16 protein-coding genes are annotated in these 17,045 nt (G+C 39.5%); 5 read left to right on the top strand and 11 right to left on the bottom strand.

The window, feature by feature from the left end; translation table 11 throughout:
* Positions 1 to 3: 3 nt before the first annotated feature.
* Both IGK61_RS07360 and fabT read right to left on the bottom strand, forming a co-directional pair.
* Positions 4 to 966 (bottom strand): beta-ketoacyl-ACP synthase III, encoded by a 963-nt coding sequence (locus tag IGK61_RS07360; protein WP_005225889.1) that lies wholly within the window; start codon positions 964 to 966, stop codon positions 4 to 6.
* A gap of 9 nt (positions 967 to 975) precedes the next feature.
* Positions 976 to 1,416 carry a fatty acid biosynthesis transcriptional regulator FabT gene (gene fabT / locus IGK61_RS07355; RefSeq protein WP_008378199.1) on the bottom strand — a complete coding sequence of 147 codons (441 nt, stop codon included), beginning with the start codon at positions 1,414 to 1,416 and terminating at the stop codon, positions 976 to 978.
* Positions 1,417 to 1,736: 320 nt separating this feature from the next.
* Between fabT and IGK61_RS07350 the strand changes: the two genes are divergently transcribed.
* Positions 1,737 to 2,678, top strand: coding sequence for a GIY-YIG nuclease family protein (locus IGK61_RS07350; protein ID WP_016610190.1), 942 nt, complete (start codon positions 1,737 to 1,739; stop codon positions 2,676 to 2,678).
* A 68-nt stretch (positions 2,679 to 2,746) separates the two neighbouring features.
* Here IGK61_RS07350 and IGK61_RS07345 read toward each other — a convergent pair whose 3' ends face one another.
* From IGK61_RS07345 to IGK61_RS07315, 7 genes are all read right to left on the bottom strand, one after another.
* Positions 2,747 to 2,977: a YkuJ family protein gene (locus IGK61_RS07345; RefSeq protein ID WP_005225886.1), complete on the bottom strand. Its 231-nt coding sequence runs from the start codon at positions 2,975 to 2,977 to the stop codon at positions 2,747 to 2,749.
* 83 nt (positions 2,978 to 3,060) lie between these two features.
* Positions 3,061 to 3,936 carry an NAD(P)-dependent oxidoreductase gene (locus tag IGK61_RS07340; protein ID WP_074536438.1) on the bottom strand — a complete coding sequence of 292 codons (876 nt, stop codon included), beginning with the start codon at positions 3,934 to 3,936 and terminating at the stop codon, positions 3,061 to 3,063.
* Between the two features lie 74 nt (positions 3,937 to 4,010).
* Positions 4,011 to 5,243 (bottom strand): glycosyltransferase family 4 protein, encoded by a 1,233-nt coding sequence (locus IGK61_RS07335; protein ID WP_005225884.1) that lies wholly within the window; start codon positions 5,241 to 5,243, stop codon positions 4,011 to 4,013.
* A gap of 31 nt (positions 5,244 to 5,274) precedes the next feature.
* Positions 5,275 to 6,285, bottom strand: coding sequence for a glycosyltransferase (locus tag IGK61_RS07330; protein ID WP_010748077.1), 1,011 nt, complete (start codon positions 6,283 to 6,285; stop codon positions 5,275 to 5,277).
* Between the two features lie 266 nt (positions 6,286 to 6,551).
* Positions 6,552 to 8,279 (bottom strand): phosphoenolpyruvate--protein phosphotransferase, encoded by a 1,728-nt coding sequence (gene ptsP / locus IGK61_RS07325; protein WP_005225882.1) that lies wholly within the window; start codon positions 8,277 to 8,279, stop codon positions 6,552 to 6,554.
* Entirely contained in the window at positions 8,279 to 8,545 is a 267-nt protein-coding gene (locus IGK61_RS07320) for a phosphocarrier protein HPr (RefSeq protein ID WP_003126335.1), read from the bottom strand. Before IGK61_RS07320 ends, ptsP begins: the two co-directional genes overlap by 1 nt.
* A 160-nt stretch (positions 8,546 to 8,705) precedes the next feature.
* Positions 8,706 to 8,897: a hypothetical protein gene (locus IGK61_RS07315; protein WP_005225880.1), complete on the bottom strand. Its 192-nt coding sequence runs from the start codon at positions 8,895 to 8,897 to the stop codon at positions 8,706 to 8,708.
* 270 nt (positions 8,898 to 9,167) lie between these two features.
* Here IGK61_RS07315 and IGK61_RS07310 point away from each other — a divergent pair, with 270 nt between their 5' ends.
* A complete protein-coding gene (locus IGK61_RS07310) occupies positions 9,168 to 11,432 on the top strand; it encodes an ATP-dependent Clp protease ATP-binding subunit (RefSeq protein ID WP_205821503.1) in 2,265 nt (754 codons plus the stop codon).
* A gap of 148 nt (positions 11,433 to 11,580) precedes the next feature.
* Positions 11,581 to 11,892, top strand: a complete 312-nt coding sequence (locus IGK61_RS07305; protein WP_005225878.1) for a DUF1827 family protein — start codon at positions 11,581 to 11,583, stop codon at positions 11,890 to 11,892.
* Between the two features lie 162 nt (positions 11,893 to 12,054).
* Here the strand turns inward: IGK61_RS07305 and IGK61_RS07300 are convergent, their stop codons facing one another.
* Together IGK61_RS07300 and IGK61_RS07295 are read right to left on the bottom strand one after the other, a co-directional pair.
* Entirely contained in the window at positions 12,055 to 13,374 is a 1,320-nt protein-coding gene (locus IGK61_RS07300) for a helix-turn-helix domain-containing protein (protein ID WP_254777464.1), read from the bottom strand.
* Positions 13,375 to 13,846: 472 nt separating this feature from the next.
* Positions 13,847 to 14,314 carry a hypothetical protein gene (locus IGK61_RS07295; RefSeq protein WP_016610197.1) on the bottom strand — a complete coding sequence of 156 codons (468 nt, stop codon included), beginning with the start codon at positions 14,312 to 14,314 and terminating at the stop codon, positions 13,847 to 13,849.
* A gap of 1,032 nt (positions 14,315 to 15,346) precedes the next feature.
* Between IGK61_RS07295 and IGK61_RS07290 the strand changes: the two genes are divergently transcribed.
* Positions 15,347 to 15,841: a hypothetical protein gene (locus IGK61_RS07290; protein WP_074536442.1), complete on the top strand. Its 495-nt coding sequence runs from the start codon at positions 15,347 to 15,349 to the stop codon at positions 15,839 to 15,841.
* 21 nt (positions 15,842 to 15,862) lie between these two features.
* Positions 15,863 to 16,921: a hypothetical protein gene (locus IGK61_RS07285; RefSeq protein WP_167827391.1), complete on the top strand. Its 1,059-nt coding sequence runs from the start codon at positions 15,863 to 15,865 to the stop codon at positions 16,919 to 16,921.
* Positions 16,922 to 17,045: the final 124 nt, after the last annotated feature.

Raw genomic sequence — 17,045 nt, 5'->3', positions numbered from 1 at the left:
AAGTTATAAGGTGGCTAACATAGTTCCCCATGTCAATCCGCCGCCAAAACCTGAGAACACCACTTTTTGACCACTGCCAAGTGACAGTGTACCTCGTTTGATTTCTTCATCTAGCAATAACGGAATCGAGGCTGCCGAAGTATTGCCATAATCTTGCATATTTTGCAAAAATTTCTCACGGGGCTGCTTCAGCTTGCGAGCAACTTTGTCTAAAATACGTGAATTTGCTTGGTGAAGCAAAAAATAATCGATTGCTTCATCTTGTGTCAGATCATTGATCGAGGCGACCACATCACGCGTCGCAAAATCAAAGATTTCTCGTCCAATCATTTGCATACAAGCACTATACGCCGGAGCGTTTTGTGAAAAAGGATTCTCATTCGTTCGAAAACCAGATGTTAAGGACATGCCTCGCGTCCCATCTGCTTTTAAAGACTCTTTGAGCAAATGCTGCTCTGAAGATGCTTCCAACAATAGACCGCCGGCACCATCTCCGAATAAAACAGCCGTCGAACGGTCGTTCCAATCCAAGACTTTTGAAAGTACTTCTCCACCGATGACCAATCCTTTTTTAGCGCCCGTTCGAATCAGTTTTTCAGCCATAGACAATGCATAAACGAAACCAGCACATGCTGCACTGATATCAAAAGCAAAGGCATTGACTGCCCCAATCGCCCCTTGGACTTGGCAAGCAACCGCCGGTGTATTGAAATCCGGTGTGATCGTCGCTACCAAGATAAAATCTAGACTTTCTGCTGAAAGCTGAGCATCTTGTAAGAGCGTTTGAGCGACGCGAATACAAAGGTCTGAAGTGTTTTCGCCGACAGCGACTCTTCTTCGTTTGATTCCCGTGCGAGAATGGATCCATTCATCTGAAGTATCCATCAAATTTGATAGATCATCATTTGTTACGATTTTTTCTGGAACATAACTTGCAGTCGCGGTAATTTTTCCAAACATATTCATCCATTATTCTCACTTATAATCTTGTAAAAAGTCATGCAGATTTTTCAGTGCTTTCAACAGTGCCTGTTCCTCTTCAGGAGACATCTGACTCAAGACACCCTTCACCATCTCACGATGAAAATGCTGATGAACACGATAAAGGAGTTTTCCTTTTTTCGTCAAACCTAGTTTGACGACTCGCCGATCATCTTCACTGCGAATCCGTTCTACATATTCTTTTTTCACCAAACGATTGATCGCGATGGTCAAAGTCCCAACAGTGATCGAAAGCTCTTTGGCAACTTCAGTCGTGGTCTTTTTTTTGTACATCCCGATGGCTTCGATGGTATGCATTTCGGTAATTGAAAGGTCTTTGAATTGAGATTTTTTCAATTCAGATTCTTCAATCACTAAGATGTCATTAAAGACGCTGACTAAGTAGTCATTAACTGTTTCTAAATTGGGTTCCATAACCTTCACCATCCGAATACTTTGATAATCAAATCATTTGATAGTCAAACTATATCGGAAGTTATTGAGAAATGCAAGAATTTTTTCGAACTTTTTTTATTTTTAAGCGCATTTTTATTTAAGAATTGATTTTCTAAGATTTTAAAAGCTGCAAGTTGACAAAATAATCCGTTTCTGTTATAGAGAAATTTCCTTTGAATGTCAAAGTTTATCATTTTGTTGCCTCCACTCTATTTCTAATTTTTTATTGTCGATAGCCAACAAACGTTGCTCTCTTACGCTTCATCTGCTACTCTTTGAAGGAAGGAGAGGAACGATCGATGAATCCGAACAAAGAGTTTCTAAAAAACAAAGCAAATGCACTGCCTGAAAAGCCTGGTGTTTATTTAATGAAGGATCAGCACAACGAAGTCTTGTATGTAGGAAAAGCCAAATCATTGAAACAGCGTGTCGTTTCTTACTTCCGAAAAAATCAGCAGCATGCCAATAAGGTGCTTCGACTTGTTTATAATGTCGTTGATTTTGAAACGATCGAAACAGATACAGAATTGGATGCACTATTACTTGAATGTCGTTTGATCCAAGCTTTTCATCCTATCTACAACCGACAAATGAACCATTCAGCCAACTATTGCTTTGTTGACTTGACGAATCATACCTTCACGATCACTCAAACACCACAAATTGGCAGTTATGGTCCCTTTCGGCAAACAAAAAAATTGCCAGCATTGTTTCAAGTATTGTCAGAAACCTTTCAATTGCCGACTGTCAACGAACTGACGCTATTGACCTTACGTAAGCAACTCCCTCAAATGGATGCGTATCCCTTGGAACAGAAGTGGCGAGAAATCGGCTGTTTTTTTGCAGGAAAGAAGACCGACTGTTTTTCACTCCTTAAAAAACGCTTAGCATATCTGATTGATCACCTATTGTTTGAACAAGCTAGTGTACTGCAGCGCCAGATCCATTTAGCACAAAGCTTTTACCAAGAAATCGTGAGGGTCAATCAGTTTATTCAAGAACCAGAAGTGATTTTTTCTATTCTCCTTGACTTAGAGGAGCCAGGATCACAGACGACTCAAATCAAATACTATCAAGTTAGCTTTGGCAAGTTGATCCAAACAAAAGTTCTTTCTCCCGAGGAAACATTCCAGCCACTCCCGCCAGCAAGCGCTGCGCTTCCTTTAGCCCCGGAAGATCTCGATCCATTAGGGATCATCCTTAATCACCTGTATCGCCAAGAAAAAGCAGCAGATAAATAAAAAACAGCAAGCCCAAGTAGGCTTGCTGTTTAGAAATGAGAAAGCGACGACGAACGTCCCACTCATTCTTATTGGATCAAATCATAGATTTCCATGGCTACAATATCAACATTATCAAATTGATAAGATTGACTTGATTCTGCTTCCGTTAATTCAAACGTTTCTGTCGAATTGTCATAAGTAACGGTACATTTTTCGACGCCTTCTTTTTCAAAACGACGTACTTGAACTTCATTGTCTTGCGCTTCGACCATCGCTTCTAAACGTTTGATGATAGCGACTAATTGCGAACTTTTCATTCGTAAGCCTCCTTTTTCTGTCCGTTATATTGTATCAAAACATCCTCTATCTTGCATTGATTTTTCGTATTTTTTTTGTCATTTTAAGATTTTTTTCCATCTTGCCACCAAAGTTTAATCAGCGCCTGCGTTCCGTCATTTTCGAAGCCTTTTTCAGCTAACTGATCATACAATTTTTTAGCTAAAGCGGTGCTTGGCAAATCCAATCCCATCTTCTTGGCCTCATCCAAAGCGATCCCCAAATCTTTGATGAAATGTTTGACAAAAAAGCCTGGAGAATAATCCTCTTTTAGGATACGAGGACTGTAATTCGTCATGGACCAATTGGCTGCCCCACCGCCAGAAAGCGTGTCAATCACTCGTGGTAAATCAAGACCGGCTTGATTCGCATAGACCAGCATTTCTGTCATCCCCGTCATGGTTCCGGCAATCATGATCTGATTGGCCATTTTCGTATGCTGACCCTTCCCTGCCCCTCCTTGAAGTTGAAACGTCTTTCCTAATACTTCAAAAAGTGGTTTTACTTGTTGGTAAGCTTCTTCATCGCCACCAACCATAATCGTTAGCGTGGCGTTTCTCGCACCAAGATCACCACCAGAAACTGGCGCATCAATACTCGCTGCTCCTTTTTCCTTCGCTGTCTGGTAGATTCGTTCTGCCAAATCAGGTGTACTGGTGGTAAAATCCACCAGTGTTTTGCCCGTCACAGCCGTTTGAAAAATCCCTTGTGCCCCATAGTAAACCTCTTCAACGTCGGATGGATAACCAACCATTGTAAAGATGATTTCACTTTCTGATGCAACTTCTGTTGGGGTGTCACACCAAATTGCTCCATTCGCAACGAGTTCATCTGTTTTTGCTTTCGTCCGATTGTAAACATTCACTGTATGTCCTGCAGCTAAAAGATGACCAACCATCGCTTGACCCATGACACCAGTACCGATAAATCCTAATTTCATGCAGATCCCTCCAAAATAAAAAAGTTCATGTCTTTAGTATACGCTAAAAACATGAACTTGCGAAAATTTTCTGTTTAATCGATCGTTCGGCGAAAGGCCTTTAATTTTACTTTGAATTTTTCTAGCGTCTGCTCGGTTTCTTTTTCGATGCGTTCTGTTTCATAATAAGCGACCATGTCATGGTAGAAAGATAGCATCGACTCACCGAAGCGCAATGCCGAGATCTCGTACATTTTTCTAGCAAGAACTTCGGGATCAGCAGGAATCTTTCGTTCATAATAATCAATAAATGCTTTTGCGAAATCCCGATCACTCTCATAGGTTACGCCTAAAGACGGATCGTCGATCAAGGTATTTAAGTAGTCATTGCCTTCAACGACTAACGGGGTTCCAGCAGCCATTGCTTCCGTGTAAGTCAGTCCCTGTGTTTCTGATGTGGACGCACTAACGAAGTAATCCGCAGCGTGGTAATAGATCGCCACTTTATCATTTGCCACTTCGCCAACAAATTGAACATGGTCAGATAGAGCCATATCCACCACTTTTTCTTCTAATTTTTCTTTATGCGGACCTTTCCCAACGATCACTAATTGCGCATCAGGAATCTTCGTTAAAATTTCTGGCATGCCGTCGATGATTGCTTGGATATTTTTTTCATAAGAAATACGGCTGAGGGAAAGCAGCATGGGCTGATTCTCAGTGATGCCCAATTTCTCCCGCAATTCTTTTTTCATGTCAGTTGTAATGTCCGGTCGGCGAAACTTCTCAACTTCGATCCCTGTGGGGATGATCCGCATCGGTGAAACCACACCATACCCTCTCAGCGTATCGATGACCCGTTCACTTGGACAAACAACACCTGTCGAGTGGTTGGCAAATAGCCGTGAAAGATATTTCACGTGAGATGGCCGCAAGACCTTTCCGTTTGCGATGTAGTGCAAGTAATCTTCATACATTGTATGGTAGGTATGGATCACAGGAATCTGCAATTTACGCCCCACCATTTTCCCCAACATCCCAGAACCAAACTCTGTATGGGTATGGATCAATTCCAATTCTAATTCTTTGGCGATCAAATAGGCATACAACATGCCGCGAACCACGATTCGCCGATCTTTGAAGGACACAAACGGGACACTTGGCATGCGAATGATATCTTCTTCATCCAGATCAGCATTTGGATCGGTCGTTGTAAAGATATACACTTTATGGCCTTTTTTCTCAAGCTCTTCTTTCAATGTCTTGATCGATGTCGCCACACCACTTACCTGGGGGAAGTAGGTGTCAGTAAAAAATCCGATTTTCAAAACGGTACCTCCAAACTTTACATTAGTTTCTTCATTCCGTATTCATCACTTTTGTATAAACCTCTTGTAATTTAAACCCAATTTCATCAATACTCTTTTGCTTTGCTGTTTCATAACCCGCTTCACTCAATGGTGGTAACGTGCCCTCCACGATTCCTTTGATTTTCTCAATAAATCCTTCATTGGTTTTTTCCATGTATGCATTGCGCCCATTACTTAGCCACCCTTTATAAACAGGAATATCCCGAACAAGCACATTTTGGCGGCTGGCTAACGCCTCAAGGACTACGATCCCTTCTGTTTCTTCATAAGAAGGAAAGAAGAATAAATCGGCAGCGGAATATGCGCCTTCGATGATATCCCCTTTGATATAACCTGGAAACAACACATTTTCTGGATGGTCTTCATTGACGAGGTCGCGGATCTGTTTAGGAATCGTCATCATTGGTGTATGACCAAACCAGATAAACGTATACTCAGGCAACTGTCTAGCTATCTCTACAAAATCAAGAATGCCTTTTCGTTCAAAAAATAAACCGACGGATATAATGACTTTTTGATCTGGTAAGAGATTGAAATACTCGCGAAAGGCTTTTTCTTTCTCTTGATCCGGCTGATATTTGTCAAGATCGATGCCGTTTGAGATTGCCTCGATCGGTACTTGGATACCATACCCTTCCAAAAGTTCTTTCGAATAAGGAGTCGGGGTGATCAACTGATCGGCTCTAGAATAAAGATTGATCAAATATTTTTTATATAATGGCGAAAGCTGGTTTGAGCCGATAAATGAATTACGAAAATCCTCTTCTGTAGAATGGGCATGATAAATCACTTTTTTCCCTTGTCTTTTGGCTTTGTTGACCATGTGCATACTATTGATCCCATACGTGTTGATATGAAGGATATCATAGTCCTCATCATTTTTATCAAGAGTAAAAGGAATCCCGACAGATGTCAGTGCTCGTTGCTGATGGGCCAACGCTCGACCGATACCTGATTTAGCTAATAATTTTTCTCCTTCAAAATAAAGAAGTACTTTCAAAGATGATTCCTCCTTGGAAATGCTTATATCTGATATTAGTATACCATAGGCAATCGGAGACATACTCCTACCATGGTCCTAGATTTTGTTCCCCATTTAATCATGATACGTGAAAAACCTACGGAATCATAGCTTTATACAAAGATATGACAAAATTGTTCGTTTTCTGAAAAAACGAGCAGGCTGTTGCAAGTCAAATCGAACAAGAAGGCTTCTTATTATAAAAAAAAAGGCAACAAGCAAAATTGCTTGTTGCCTAGAAATGATTAGTTTACATACTGTTCGATTAGCTCAACAACTTCTTCCATTGTATCGCAATCTTCTAAAGCACGTTTTGCTAATTCTTGCATGTCAGTCGTTGACAAGCGTTTCATTAAGCTGCGTGTTTTCAGAACAGATGTTGCACTCATTGAGAACTCATCTAAGCCCATACCTACAAGAAGCGGCACAGCAGTTTGATCGCCCGCCATTTCTCCACACATACCAGCCCATTTGCCTTCAGCATGCGCTGAGTCGATCACGTTTTTGATCAAACGTAAAATTGATGGGTTGTATGGTTGGTACAAGTAAGACACGCGCTCGTTCATGCGGTCTGCAGCCATTGTGTATTGGATCAAGTCATTGGTACCAATACTGAAGAAGTCAACTTCCTTCGCAAACTTGTCTGCTAAGACAGCAGCTGCTGGAATTTCGATCATGATTCCGACTTGGATCTCGTTAGAAACCTCAACGCCTTCGTCAATCAATTTTTGACGCTCTTCTTCATACATTTTCTTCGCAGTACGGAACTCTTTCAATGTTGCCACCATTGGGAACATGATACGTAAGTTGCCGTGAGCAGAGGCACGTAACAACGCACGAAGTTGGGTACGGAACATGTCATCCCCAAGTTCAGATAAGCTGATACGCAATGCACGATAGCCTAAGAAAGGATTCATTTCATGAGGCAATTTTAGGTAAGGAAGTTCTTTATCGCCACCGATATCCATTGTACGGACAACCACTGGTTTGCCAGCCATTCCTTCTAAAACTGCTTTGTATGCTTTGTATTGGTCTTCTTCTGTTGGGAAATCAGGAGAATCCATGTACAAGAATTCAGTACGGTATAAACCGACTGCTTCTGCACCATTGTTGTGGACACCTTCTAAATCTTTAGGCGTTCCAATGTTCGCAGCTAATTCAAAGTGCTTACCATCAGCGGTAACTGTTTCAGCATCTTTCAATTTTTCCCATTCTGCTTTTTGTTCTGCGTAGGCTTTCCCAGCTTCAACAAATTCAGCTGCTTGGTCATCTGTCGGGTTGACGATAACGTCACCGATAATACCGTTAACAGCTAAGATGTCGCCCGCTTTCACTTTTGCAGTGATCTCCATTGTTCCAACGATTGCTGGGATTTCAAGAGAACGTGCCATGATAGCGGAATGAGAAGTACGTCCACCGATATCTGTTACAAAAGCTTTTACAAAGTTGCGGTCTAATTGTGCAGTATCACTTGGTGTCAAGTCATGCGCAACAACGACTACTTCTTCGTTGATCATTGAAGGATTAGGCAAAGTCACATTCAGCAAATGCGCCAAGATACGTTTTGCGACATCTTTAATGTCAGCTGCCCGTTCTTGCATGTAAGCATTGTCATCCATTGCTTCAAACATACCAATATACATGTCAGTAACTTCTTTCAACGCAGCTTCTGCATTGACTTTGTTATCTGTCACGTTTTGTTTGATTTGACCAATCATCTCAGGATCAGAAAGAACCATTAAATGAGCATCAAATACTTGTGCTTCTGCTTCACCTAAAGTTTGCGCTGCTTTGTCACGGATTTGTTGTAATTCCGCTGTTGACTTCGCTAACGCATCATCTAAGCGTGCTTCCTCTGCTGCAGTATCTTCAACTGATACTTTTGAAAAAGATAAATCAGGTTGTACTAACAGGTAGGCTTTCGCAACGGCTACACCATCACTAGCAGCAATTCCTTTTAGCATCTCAACCATTATTCAGACAAACCTTCTTTTTTCATTGTTTCTACGATTGCAGCGATTGCATCTGCTTCGTCAGCACCTTCAGCAGTGATAGTTACATCAGAACCTTGGCCAACGCCTAATGACATTACGCCCATGATTGATTTAAGGTTTACTGATTTACCTTTGTACTCTAAGTTGATATCAGAGTTGAATTTGCTTGCTGTTTGAACCAATAATGTAGCTGGACGTGCGTGAATCCCTGTCTCAGCAACTACGTGAAAATCTTTCTTTTCCATATTGATCAATCTCCTTTATGATACGTTTTTTTGTGTGAAGGCAAAATTTTCATGCATGCAATGACACCCGAAAAAAATCGCCCTTTCAACTGTTAAGATTACCATTTTTTTCCTCGATAGACAACCGTTTTCTCTTAAATAAACGATTGAAATAAATGTCCTATTTATTTTCTTGCACATAACGGTAGATGATCTTCCCATTTAAACCCGCTTCTCCGACAAAAGAAGACCGATCTTCCAACTGGAGCCAGACATCTCTAAACGCCAGGAATTCTGGCTGTTGGACAATCAATTCTTGGATCTCTCCATTGCGCAAACGCGTTATTTCTGAAGCAAAATCTCTGTTCTCCATCCTCAATTCTCACCTCTTTCTTTCTATTATAATGGAATTACTTTTTATTTAAAAGACGCTTCTGCTAATGAAAGAGCGGCAAAAATTTTTACGAGTAAAATTCTTGCAGTCTGACAAAAAGTTAGTATAATAGAATTATGGTCAGTAAAGGTCAATAACACATTACCTCGAAGATGACCGTTTCTATGCACACAGCCCCTTTTCTTTTACAAGTGTAAAAAAGCGCCGTAAAATAAGGGTGTTGGAACAAATATGAAAGGTCGTGAATCTATGCTTTGTCAAAATTGCGGCAAAAATGAAGCGTCTATTCATTTATATGCCAGTGTCAATGGTCAAAGAAAACAACTCGATTATTGTCAAAGTTGTTACCAAAAATTAAAAGCTCAATCTGGGAATGCTGCAGCTGCAATGGCGCAAGATCCTTTTGGATTCGGCAATATTGATGATCTATTTCGTCAAATGTCTCGCCAGATGCAGCAAGGAAATAACCCTTATGAACAAACCCCTCCGACGCAAACCGGCGGTAATGGTTTTGTCGGCGGTCAGCCTCCACGCAATAACCAAGCAGCTGCAGGTCTGTTAGGAGAATACGGTATCAATATTACCCAAATGGCTCGTGATGGCGAAGTCGATCCAGTCGTAGGTCGTGATTCAGAGATCAAACGAGTGATTGAGATCCTTAATCGCCGAACAAAAAACAACCCTGTGCTTATTGGAGAACCTGGGGTTGGGAAAACTGCCGTCGTTGAAGGGTTAGCCCAAAAAATCGTCGATGGCGATGTACCACAAAAACTGATGGACAAAGAAGTCATTCGTTTGGACGTTGCGTCTCTTGTTCAAGGCACAGGTATTCGTGGCCAATTCGAAGAACGCATCCAAAAATTGATTGAAGAAATCAAGCAAGCAGAAAACGTGATTTTGTTCATTGATGAAGTCCATGAAATCGTTGGCGCTGGTGCAGCTGGCGACGGAAATATGGATGCTGGAAACATCTTAAAACCAGCTCTTGCCCGTGGAGAACTACAAATGGTCGGAGCAACGACGTTAAATGAATACCGCATCATCGAAAAAGATGCTGCTTTAGAACGCCGTTTGCAACCAGTACGGGTGGATGAACCTTCTGTGGAAGAAACGATCCGCATCTTAAAAGGTTTGCAACCACGTTATGAAGATTATCATCATGTGAAATATACTGATGAAGCGATCGCAGCTGCCGCTACCCTTTCTAACCGATACATCCAAGACCGATTCTTGCCTGATAAAGCAATCGATCTACTAGATGAAACAGGTTCTAAGAAAAACTTAACGATCCAAATCGTTGATCCAAAAACGATCGAAAAGAAATTACAAGAAGCGGAAGAGCAAAAACAAGCTGCCTCTCGAGAAGAAGATTTCGAAAAAGCTGCTTACTATCGCGATCAAATCAATAAATTGCAAAAAATGAAGGAACGCCAAATCAGCGAAGAAGAAACGCCAGTCATTACCGAAAAAGACATGGAACAAATCGTTGAAGAACGGACAAATATTCCAGTTGGTGAATTGAAAGAAAAAGAACAAACGCAATTGAAAAATCTTGCGGATGACTTGAAAGCTAAAGTTATCGGACAAGATGAAGCGATCGATAAAGTAGCCAAAGCGATCCGCAGAAATCGGGTCGGTTTAGGCAAACAAAACCGTCCAATTGGCTCTTTCTTATTCGTCGGTCCAACCGGTGTCGGGAAAACCGAATTAGCAAAACAATTAGCCTATGAGATGTTTGGTTCTGAAGAATCGATGATTCGTTTCGATATGTCAGAATACATGGAAAAACACAGTGTATCCAAACTGATTGGCTCTCCTCCTGGTTACGTTGGCTATGAAGAAGCGGGTCAATTGACGGAAAAAGTTCGTCGGAATCCATATAGCCTGATTTTATTAGACGAAGTGGAAAAAGCCCATCCTGATGTATTGCATATGTTCTTGCAAATTCTCGATGATGGTCGTTTGACGGATGCCCAAGGACGTACAGTCAGCTTTAAAGATACCTTGATCATCATGACAAGTAATGCTGGAACTGGCAAAGTTGAAGCCAACGTCGGCTTTGGCGCAGCGCGTGAAGGCATCACTCGTTCCGTGTTAAATCAATTGAACAATTACTTTACGCCAGAATTTCTCAATCGCTTTGACGGGATCATCGAATTCAAGGTACTAAGCAAGGAAAACTTGTTATCGATCGTGTCCCTTATGCTGCATGATGTCAATCAAACACTTAGTCATCAAAAATTGCATATCGATGTTCCACAAGACGTGCAAGAAAAACTGGTCGATCTAGGTTACAGTGCAACGATGGGTGCTCGCCCATTGCGCAGGACCATCCAAGATCAAATCGAAGACGGGATTGCTGAATATTATCTTGAGCATCCTCAAGTTCGTCAATTAAAAGCACAATTGGAGGATTCCGATAAAATCGTTGTAACTTCAGCCGAATCCTCTGCACTTCCTCAAGAAACACCTTCTGCTGAAGAGGAAAAACCATCGGAAACAGATGAGCAATAACGTGTCAAAACGGTGACCAATCCGTTCGTTTTGCCAGACAACCATGTTTTGCCAAAAAATTGGGTAATTCCGAGTTGTCTGGCTTTTCTTTTGAAAAAAAACGACCTATAATGTTATTAATAAATACATAGAATGTGAGGTGAGTCTGGTGAAATTAATCAACGTTACAAACAGCCATTCTCGACTAGTATTGAATCAACTTGAAAATACCGACGCAGAACTTGTAAAGGTTTACACTGCCGGAGACACGACCGTGATCTTTACCTCAGCGCCGAACCACAATGAAATTTTGCTGATCAATAAAAAACGGAATATTCGCCCGACGGAAGTAGAAGAAATCAAAAATTACTTCTTGAAAAAATTACCTGATGGCTCCTATGATCCTGCTACGATCTCTGTGATCCAAATGCCCGAAGTGGTAGAAATCTCCATCAAAAAAACGTTGTCTTCCTCACGTTAGCTTTGCCTAATCACGTGTTTAAAAAATATCTATAAAAGGTGACTGTCGCAGCCCTCTTTTATAGATATCTTTTTTTGTCTTCTCTCCTCCTTCTTTCGCCTAGTACTTCGACCAACGCTACCTGATAGTCAAGCAAAAAAAGAGAGCGTTACGCTCTCTTTTTCAAGTATATTTATTAGAAATCATCGACTGGATCATCACATGTAGATTGTGCCAATCCTTGGTACTATGAACATTGCCAAAAAATGTAAATTTCTGTGACTCATTATGGATCAGCACGCCATCAGAAACCAGTATGTCTGAGTCTCCTAAGTTCGAACTAAAGTGAATCACATTTTCATTGTAAATTTTCAATAGTTTGTTCTTAATGACCGGAATATATTCTGGGTGGTTCAAAAGAGAAATACCAATGCGAATCGGTTCCTCTTTTTGGATAGGTAAATAAGATGCTGTAATCTGAGCGATTTTCCTTAAGAAAAGGGCTTCTTTTTCTATTACAAACGAATGGCGCTGCAAGACGGTCCCAATCAGCTCCTCCACCTCTAATACGCGTTCGTTCGTAGAGGACAAATCTTCAGTAGACACAAAACTATCCAAAAAGAGATGAAGACAGCCCCATGTATTCATCACTAATTCATAGGTAAGAAACGCTTCGATCGCTTTGGAAAGATCATACTTTTGCGACAAGACAGCCACAACATCGGCAGAAAATTCGACCAATGGATTCCCCGAGAGGTTTCGCAGCTGTTTTCCTAAAAGAAGTTTCTCTTGATCCGAGATCGTTTCAGGTATGAAGAGAAAAACCCAGAAATGATAAAAAATCTGTTCTTTCTCGATATCTTGCTGACTTCTGATCGGCAGCAGCTTGATCACTTGTTTTTCCCCATTGAGTTGCTTGATTTGCTCATAAATAGCGATGGAAGCTTCGTCTAATTCATTGACGATATAGCCCCTCAACACCGCATTTTCAATGATTGAAAACATAATGTCGTGCTTCACTTTTGTAGTTTTCAACGGCTCATATTCTTTCGCAGCTAATTCAACGCTTGCACGGGTGCGCTGATTGATGTAAACATTACAAGCCATGATCTCAACTAAATAGTGGTACATCCGCACACAAGGCTCTGCCCCTGTCAGATCAATGGAATCTGTATTGTTATTGATAGTAATCGGGACATTTTGGATAACCAGCATTTTTTTCAGATAGCTGATCAATTTATAACAATAAGAAATACTAAAAATCAATTCTTCTGAGATGTCCACCATACGGGTCTTTCTTTTTCTTAACAAATAGGATAATAGACGATAATAAGGAGATTCTAAGAAATACTTCTTCTTTAGATTCACAAAAATATGCAGGCTTTGTTCTTCGTTTAATTCTCGTGACAAATAAACGGTTCTCTTTTTCAACAAAAAAATAGACTCGTCAAAGGTCGTAAACTCTCTCATATCTTCGGCGATTTCATTGATCAATATTTTCACCTGATACAAAGATTTGTTTATCGTTTCACATATTTTATCAAGAGACAGCTGCTTCTCCAAAATGATATTTCTAATAATAGTTAATTTATCTACCTGTTTTTTGGTTAAATAAAACCTATACAACTTTTCTATATATTCCAAAATTTTTTACCCGCCTTATTTAAAAAGTATCCTAGTTTCCAATTATAGTAAAATAAACTTAAATTTGAGCCTCTTTTTTCATTAAACGGACAATTTTAATAAAAACTTCAGAAAAATTCCCGCTTCTTAAAACAGAACGGGTGAGAAAAACTTGTGAAACGATTCTTACCTTTTGTAACAAAAAAGTGTAGGAAACCATTAAAAAGATCCTGTGAATTAGCTGTTTCCATAGACTTAGAAAAAATTCGTATTCTTTCATTGATTGGTAAGTGACTTGGAGAGTAAAATCATTTTCTAGCTGGACAAACTTCTTTGAGGAATCAAGTTCATTTCAAAGAGCTTGTAATAAAATATCTTCTCTTTTTAGCCAGCAATCTTTGTATTCATAAATGTTGATGATCGACAATTCATCACTCATCTCATTAATTGCCCGCATAATTTCTTCATCATCCGAATCAACATTGCCAATGACATGCAAATCATAATGAATACCAGATTTATCCACGCACTCAACGATATAACTGATGACATCTCCCCAAAAATGTTCCAATCGATGCGTGCCTCCTGCTTTTTCTAGCCTTGAACGTTCAGCGATACACAAAACGTTTTTCGAAGAGTATTGCAAGATGTTGATTTCCCCTAGTGATTCTGCTAAGTAGTCAAGAACCGATTGACGATCATCCTCTTGATCCACAATTAAATTTCTCTCTAAAATCGTGTTCGTCTTGTTGCTGAAAAAGCGCACAGTCAACATGGTAGCATTCTTTTGTCCACTGAAATTTATTCTGGTTTGCAGCATTTTGATTCACTCCTTAAAAGAACTTTGATCCTCTGCTATTAAGGATATAGTAAGAACCAGCTGATTTTTATCGTCTTTTTTTCAAAAAAACTACAAATAAAATAATCATTGTCACTCTTTTTCTTTCTACTGACTAAAAGACCTGTCGATTAGAAACGGGTAGCAACTTCATAAAATTAAGAAAGACAAAAAAACTCTTTCAAAGCTTTCTTCAAAGAGTCTGATTGTATATTCTTAAAAAAATATGCTTCCTATTAAAATCTATGGTTCATGAGATAGCCATCCCACACAGTTAGTTTTTTGAGATTTCTTTATAATGAAACAAACATGAACGTTTATTAACACAGGAGTAACCCTTGATGTCTCTGTCGCTTGAAGCTAGAAGATTTGTAGGGGCAGATTACAAATTGAATGAAAACGTTAATTGATATTTTTTAAATAAGTAACTTTGATATACCTATCCAATAGGAATACATATATAGAATCATACTTTTTAATCACCACCCTACGCAACTGTTCATACGCGTAAAGCTACTTCCAAAATAGTTTCTTAAAAATGATAGAAAGTTGATTTCTATTGAATTGCAGGGGTTCACTAAAGAAATATTAAACATGAATTTTCAGAACTCGTTTCTCTGACAGCGACTGATTCAGAGCAAATTCTCAGAGACTACGAATAACATTTTTTTCGTTTTTTAGGTCCAATCCTAGTTGGAACGACAATTCTTTCAACTCTGAGAAGGCTTTGACTTAAAATAAAAGCCAAAATATGACCCTGCAACAAATTTACTTTCATAGTCATTATTACCGAATTGATAATTCGTAGACAGAAAGATAGGTCGACTTGATAATCAGCATCATTTGACCACTAGAATATTTAATTAAATTATTGTATAAAAAAATCAGATTAATAAAATACTTTCTACTTTTTCATTAAAAATAGCGAAAAAACGGATAATAACATAATACACCATCATTGTATACTTTATTTAAGCAGTAATTCATCTGCAAAAATTAAAGTGAGGTTTTATTATGAAAAAAGTTATTTTGGGTACTACATTCATTGCATCTTTGTTGTTAGCCGGAGGAGTCAACGCGTTTGCCAATACTATACCAACAATTACCAAACCTATTGAAATTGAAGTTATTGATGGTGTTGCAACATTCCAGTTTAATGAACTAATGCCAGAAGAAACGTCTTCTGTAGAAATTACTTCTGATATATTGGAAGAAAACGGCGGAAAAGTCTCTGGAGCCATACCAAACGTTGGGGGTACATTACAAAACTTAACTTCTGCTGCAAAAACAGTTAATATTGTGACTACTGCACCAGAAAATACAATCAGCATCACAGAAAATGCACTAATTCCTGTAGAGGCATTGGCATATTCTGCTGCAAACGAAAGTAAAGAAGTAACGTTCACGATTGATAGAGTCTCCGCCATAGCATATGATGACGAAAACAGACCTGTCATTACAATAACTGCACAAGATGCTACCGATACTGGTGAAACTCCACCTTTATAATTTTCAGAAGGAAAAAAAATCATGAATCATACATTCAAACACAGAAATCCTTTTCTAAGGATTTCTGTGTTGCTTCTCTTACTAACACTGGTCAGCAATACAAACATCCGTAATGCAAATGCCGATGAGACGACGAACTCACTGAAACTTACTCTGAGAGAAACGGAGTACAAAATTTCAGATAATACCTTGAGTATTTCTCCGGAAAAGGAGACGGCGTATACTGTTGAAATTTTTCTAGAAAATGTTGGATCTGGTGACTCATCCATTGTTGTCACGCCTTACACCTCTACTGCTCTCTCACGAGAATCGGCTATCATCTATAGCGATGACTTGACTTTACTGCTAGATGATAAGTATAACTTTTCAAATTATGCATTGATCGAATCAGAAGCATTAGATGACGATGATCAAATCGAGATTCTCCCAAATGAATCCGTTCTTGTGACCGTTACAATCACTCTTCCAGAGGAGCCTGCACGTGAAGGAACCGTGATGGGGGCAATCAATTTTAGTCAGATCATGGGTCTTGAAACAGCAGAAGATTCAGTTGGTATCAAATCTGTGTATGAGTCACTTATTTTTATCAACTTACTTTTTAGTGATGTAGAAGAGCTCAAAGACGTCGTTTATGAAGATTTCTTCTTTGTTGCGCTTCAAGATACGGTAAACCTACAATTTTATGCCCTCAACTATAATCCTATTTTAGGCAACTTAAACAATGCGCTCTACGAACTAATAAACCCAAATGGAGAAACAATTGCCTCTGGGGAGTTAGCAGATTCCGTTCTTTTAACGCCGTTAACCAGATCAAGAATGCAGATTCCTTTAATAGACGATAGTGAACTTATTGAAGGCGAATACCGTTTAACTATAGAAACAACTAGAAAAGCGATCACGACTACTTTTTCCTATGAGAAAGAAGACTTGGATAACTTCAAAAAAGAGAACCGTCCAACGAACACTGCCGATGTTCAGAAAAATAATCAAATCCTTATCTGGATCATCTTTGTTCTCGTTGCAGCGTTGGCAGCTGCAGTCATCTATATTTTTAAATCAAAAAGAAAAAGAGAGGGCTAGTGTTGTGACCCCAAAAGTTAGCTTTTAGGACTAACTTTTGGAGGTCGCTTCAAAGCTCCTTTTTTTAGTACCACCAATTAGTCACAAACTTGTTCCAGCAAAAGCACTTATCACCTAGTATTAG

The sequence above is a fragment of the Enterococcus sp. AZ063 genome (assembly GCF_051715045.1).
Classification (GTDB): Bacteria; Bacillota; Bacilli; order Lactobacillales; family Enterococcaceae; genus Enterococcus_D; species Enterococcus_D casseliflavus.
This window is presented reverse-complemented; position numbering and strand designations above follow the sequence as displayed.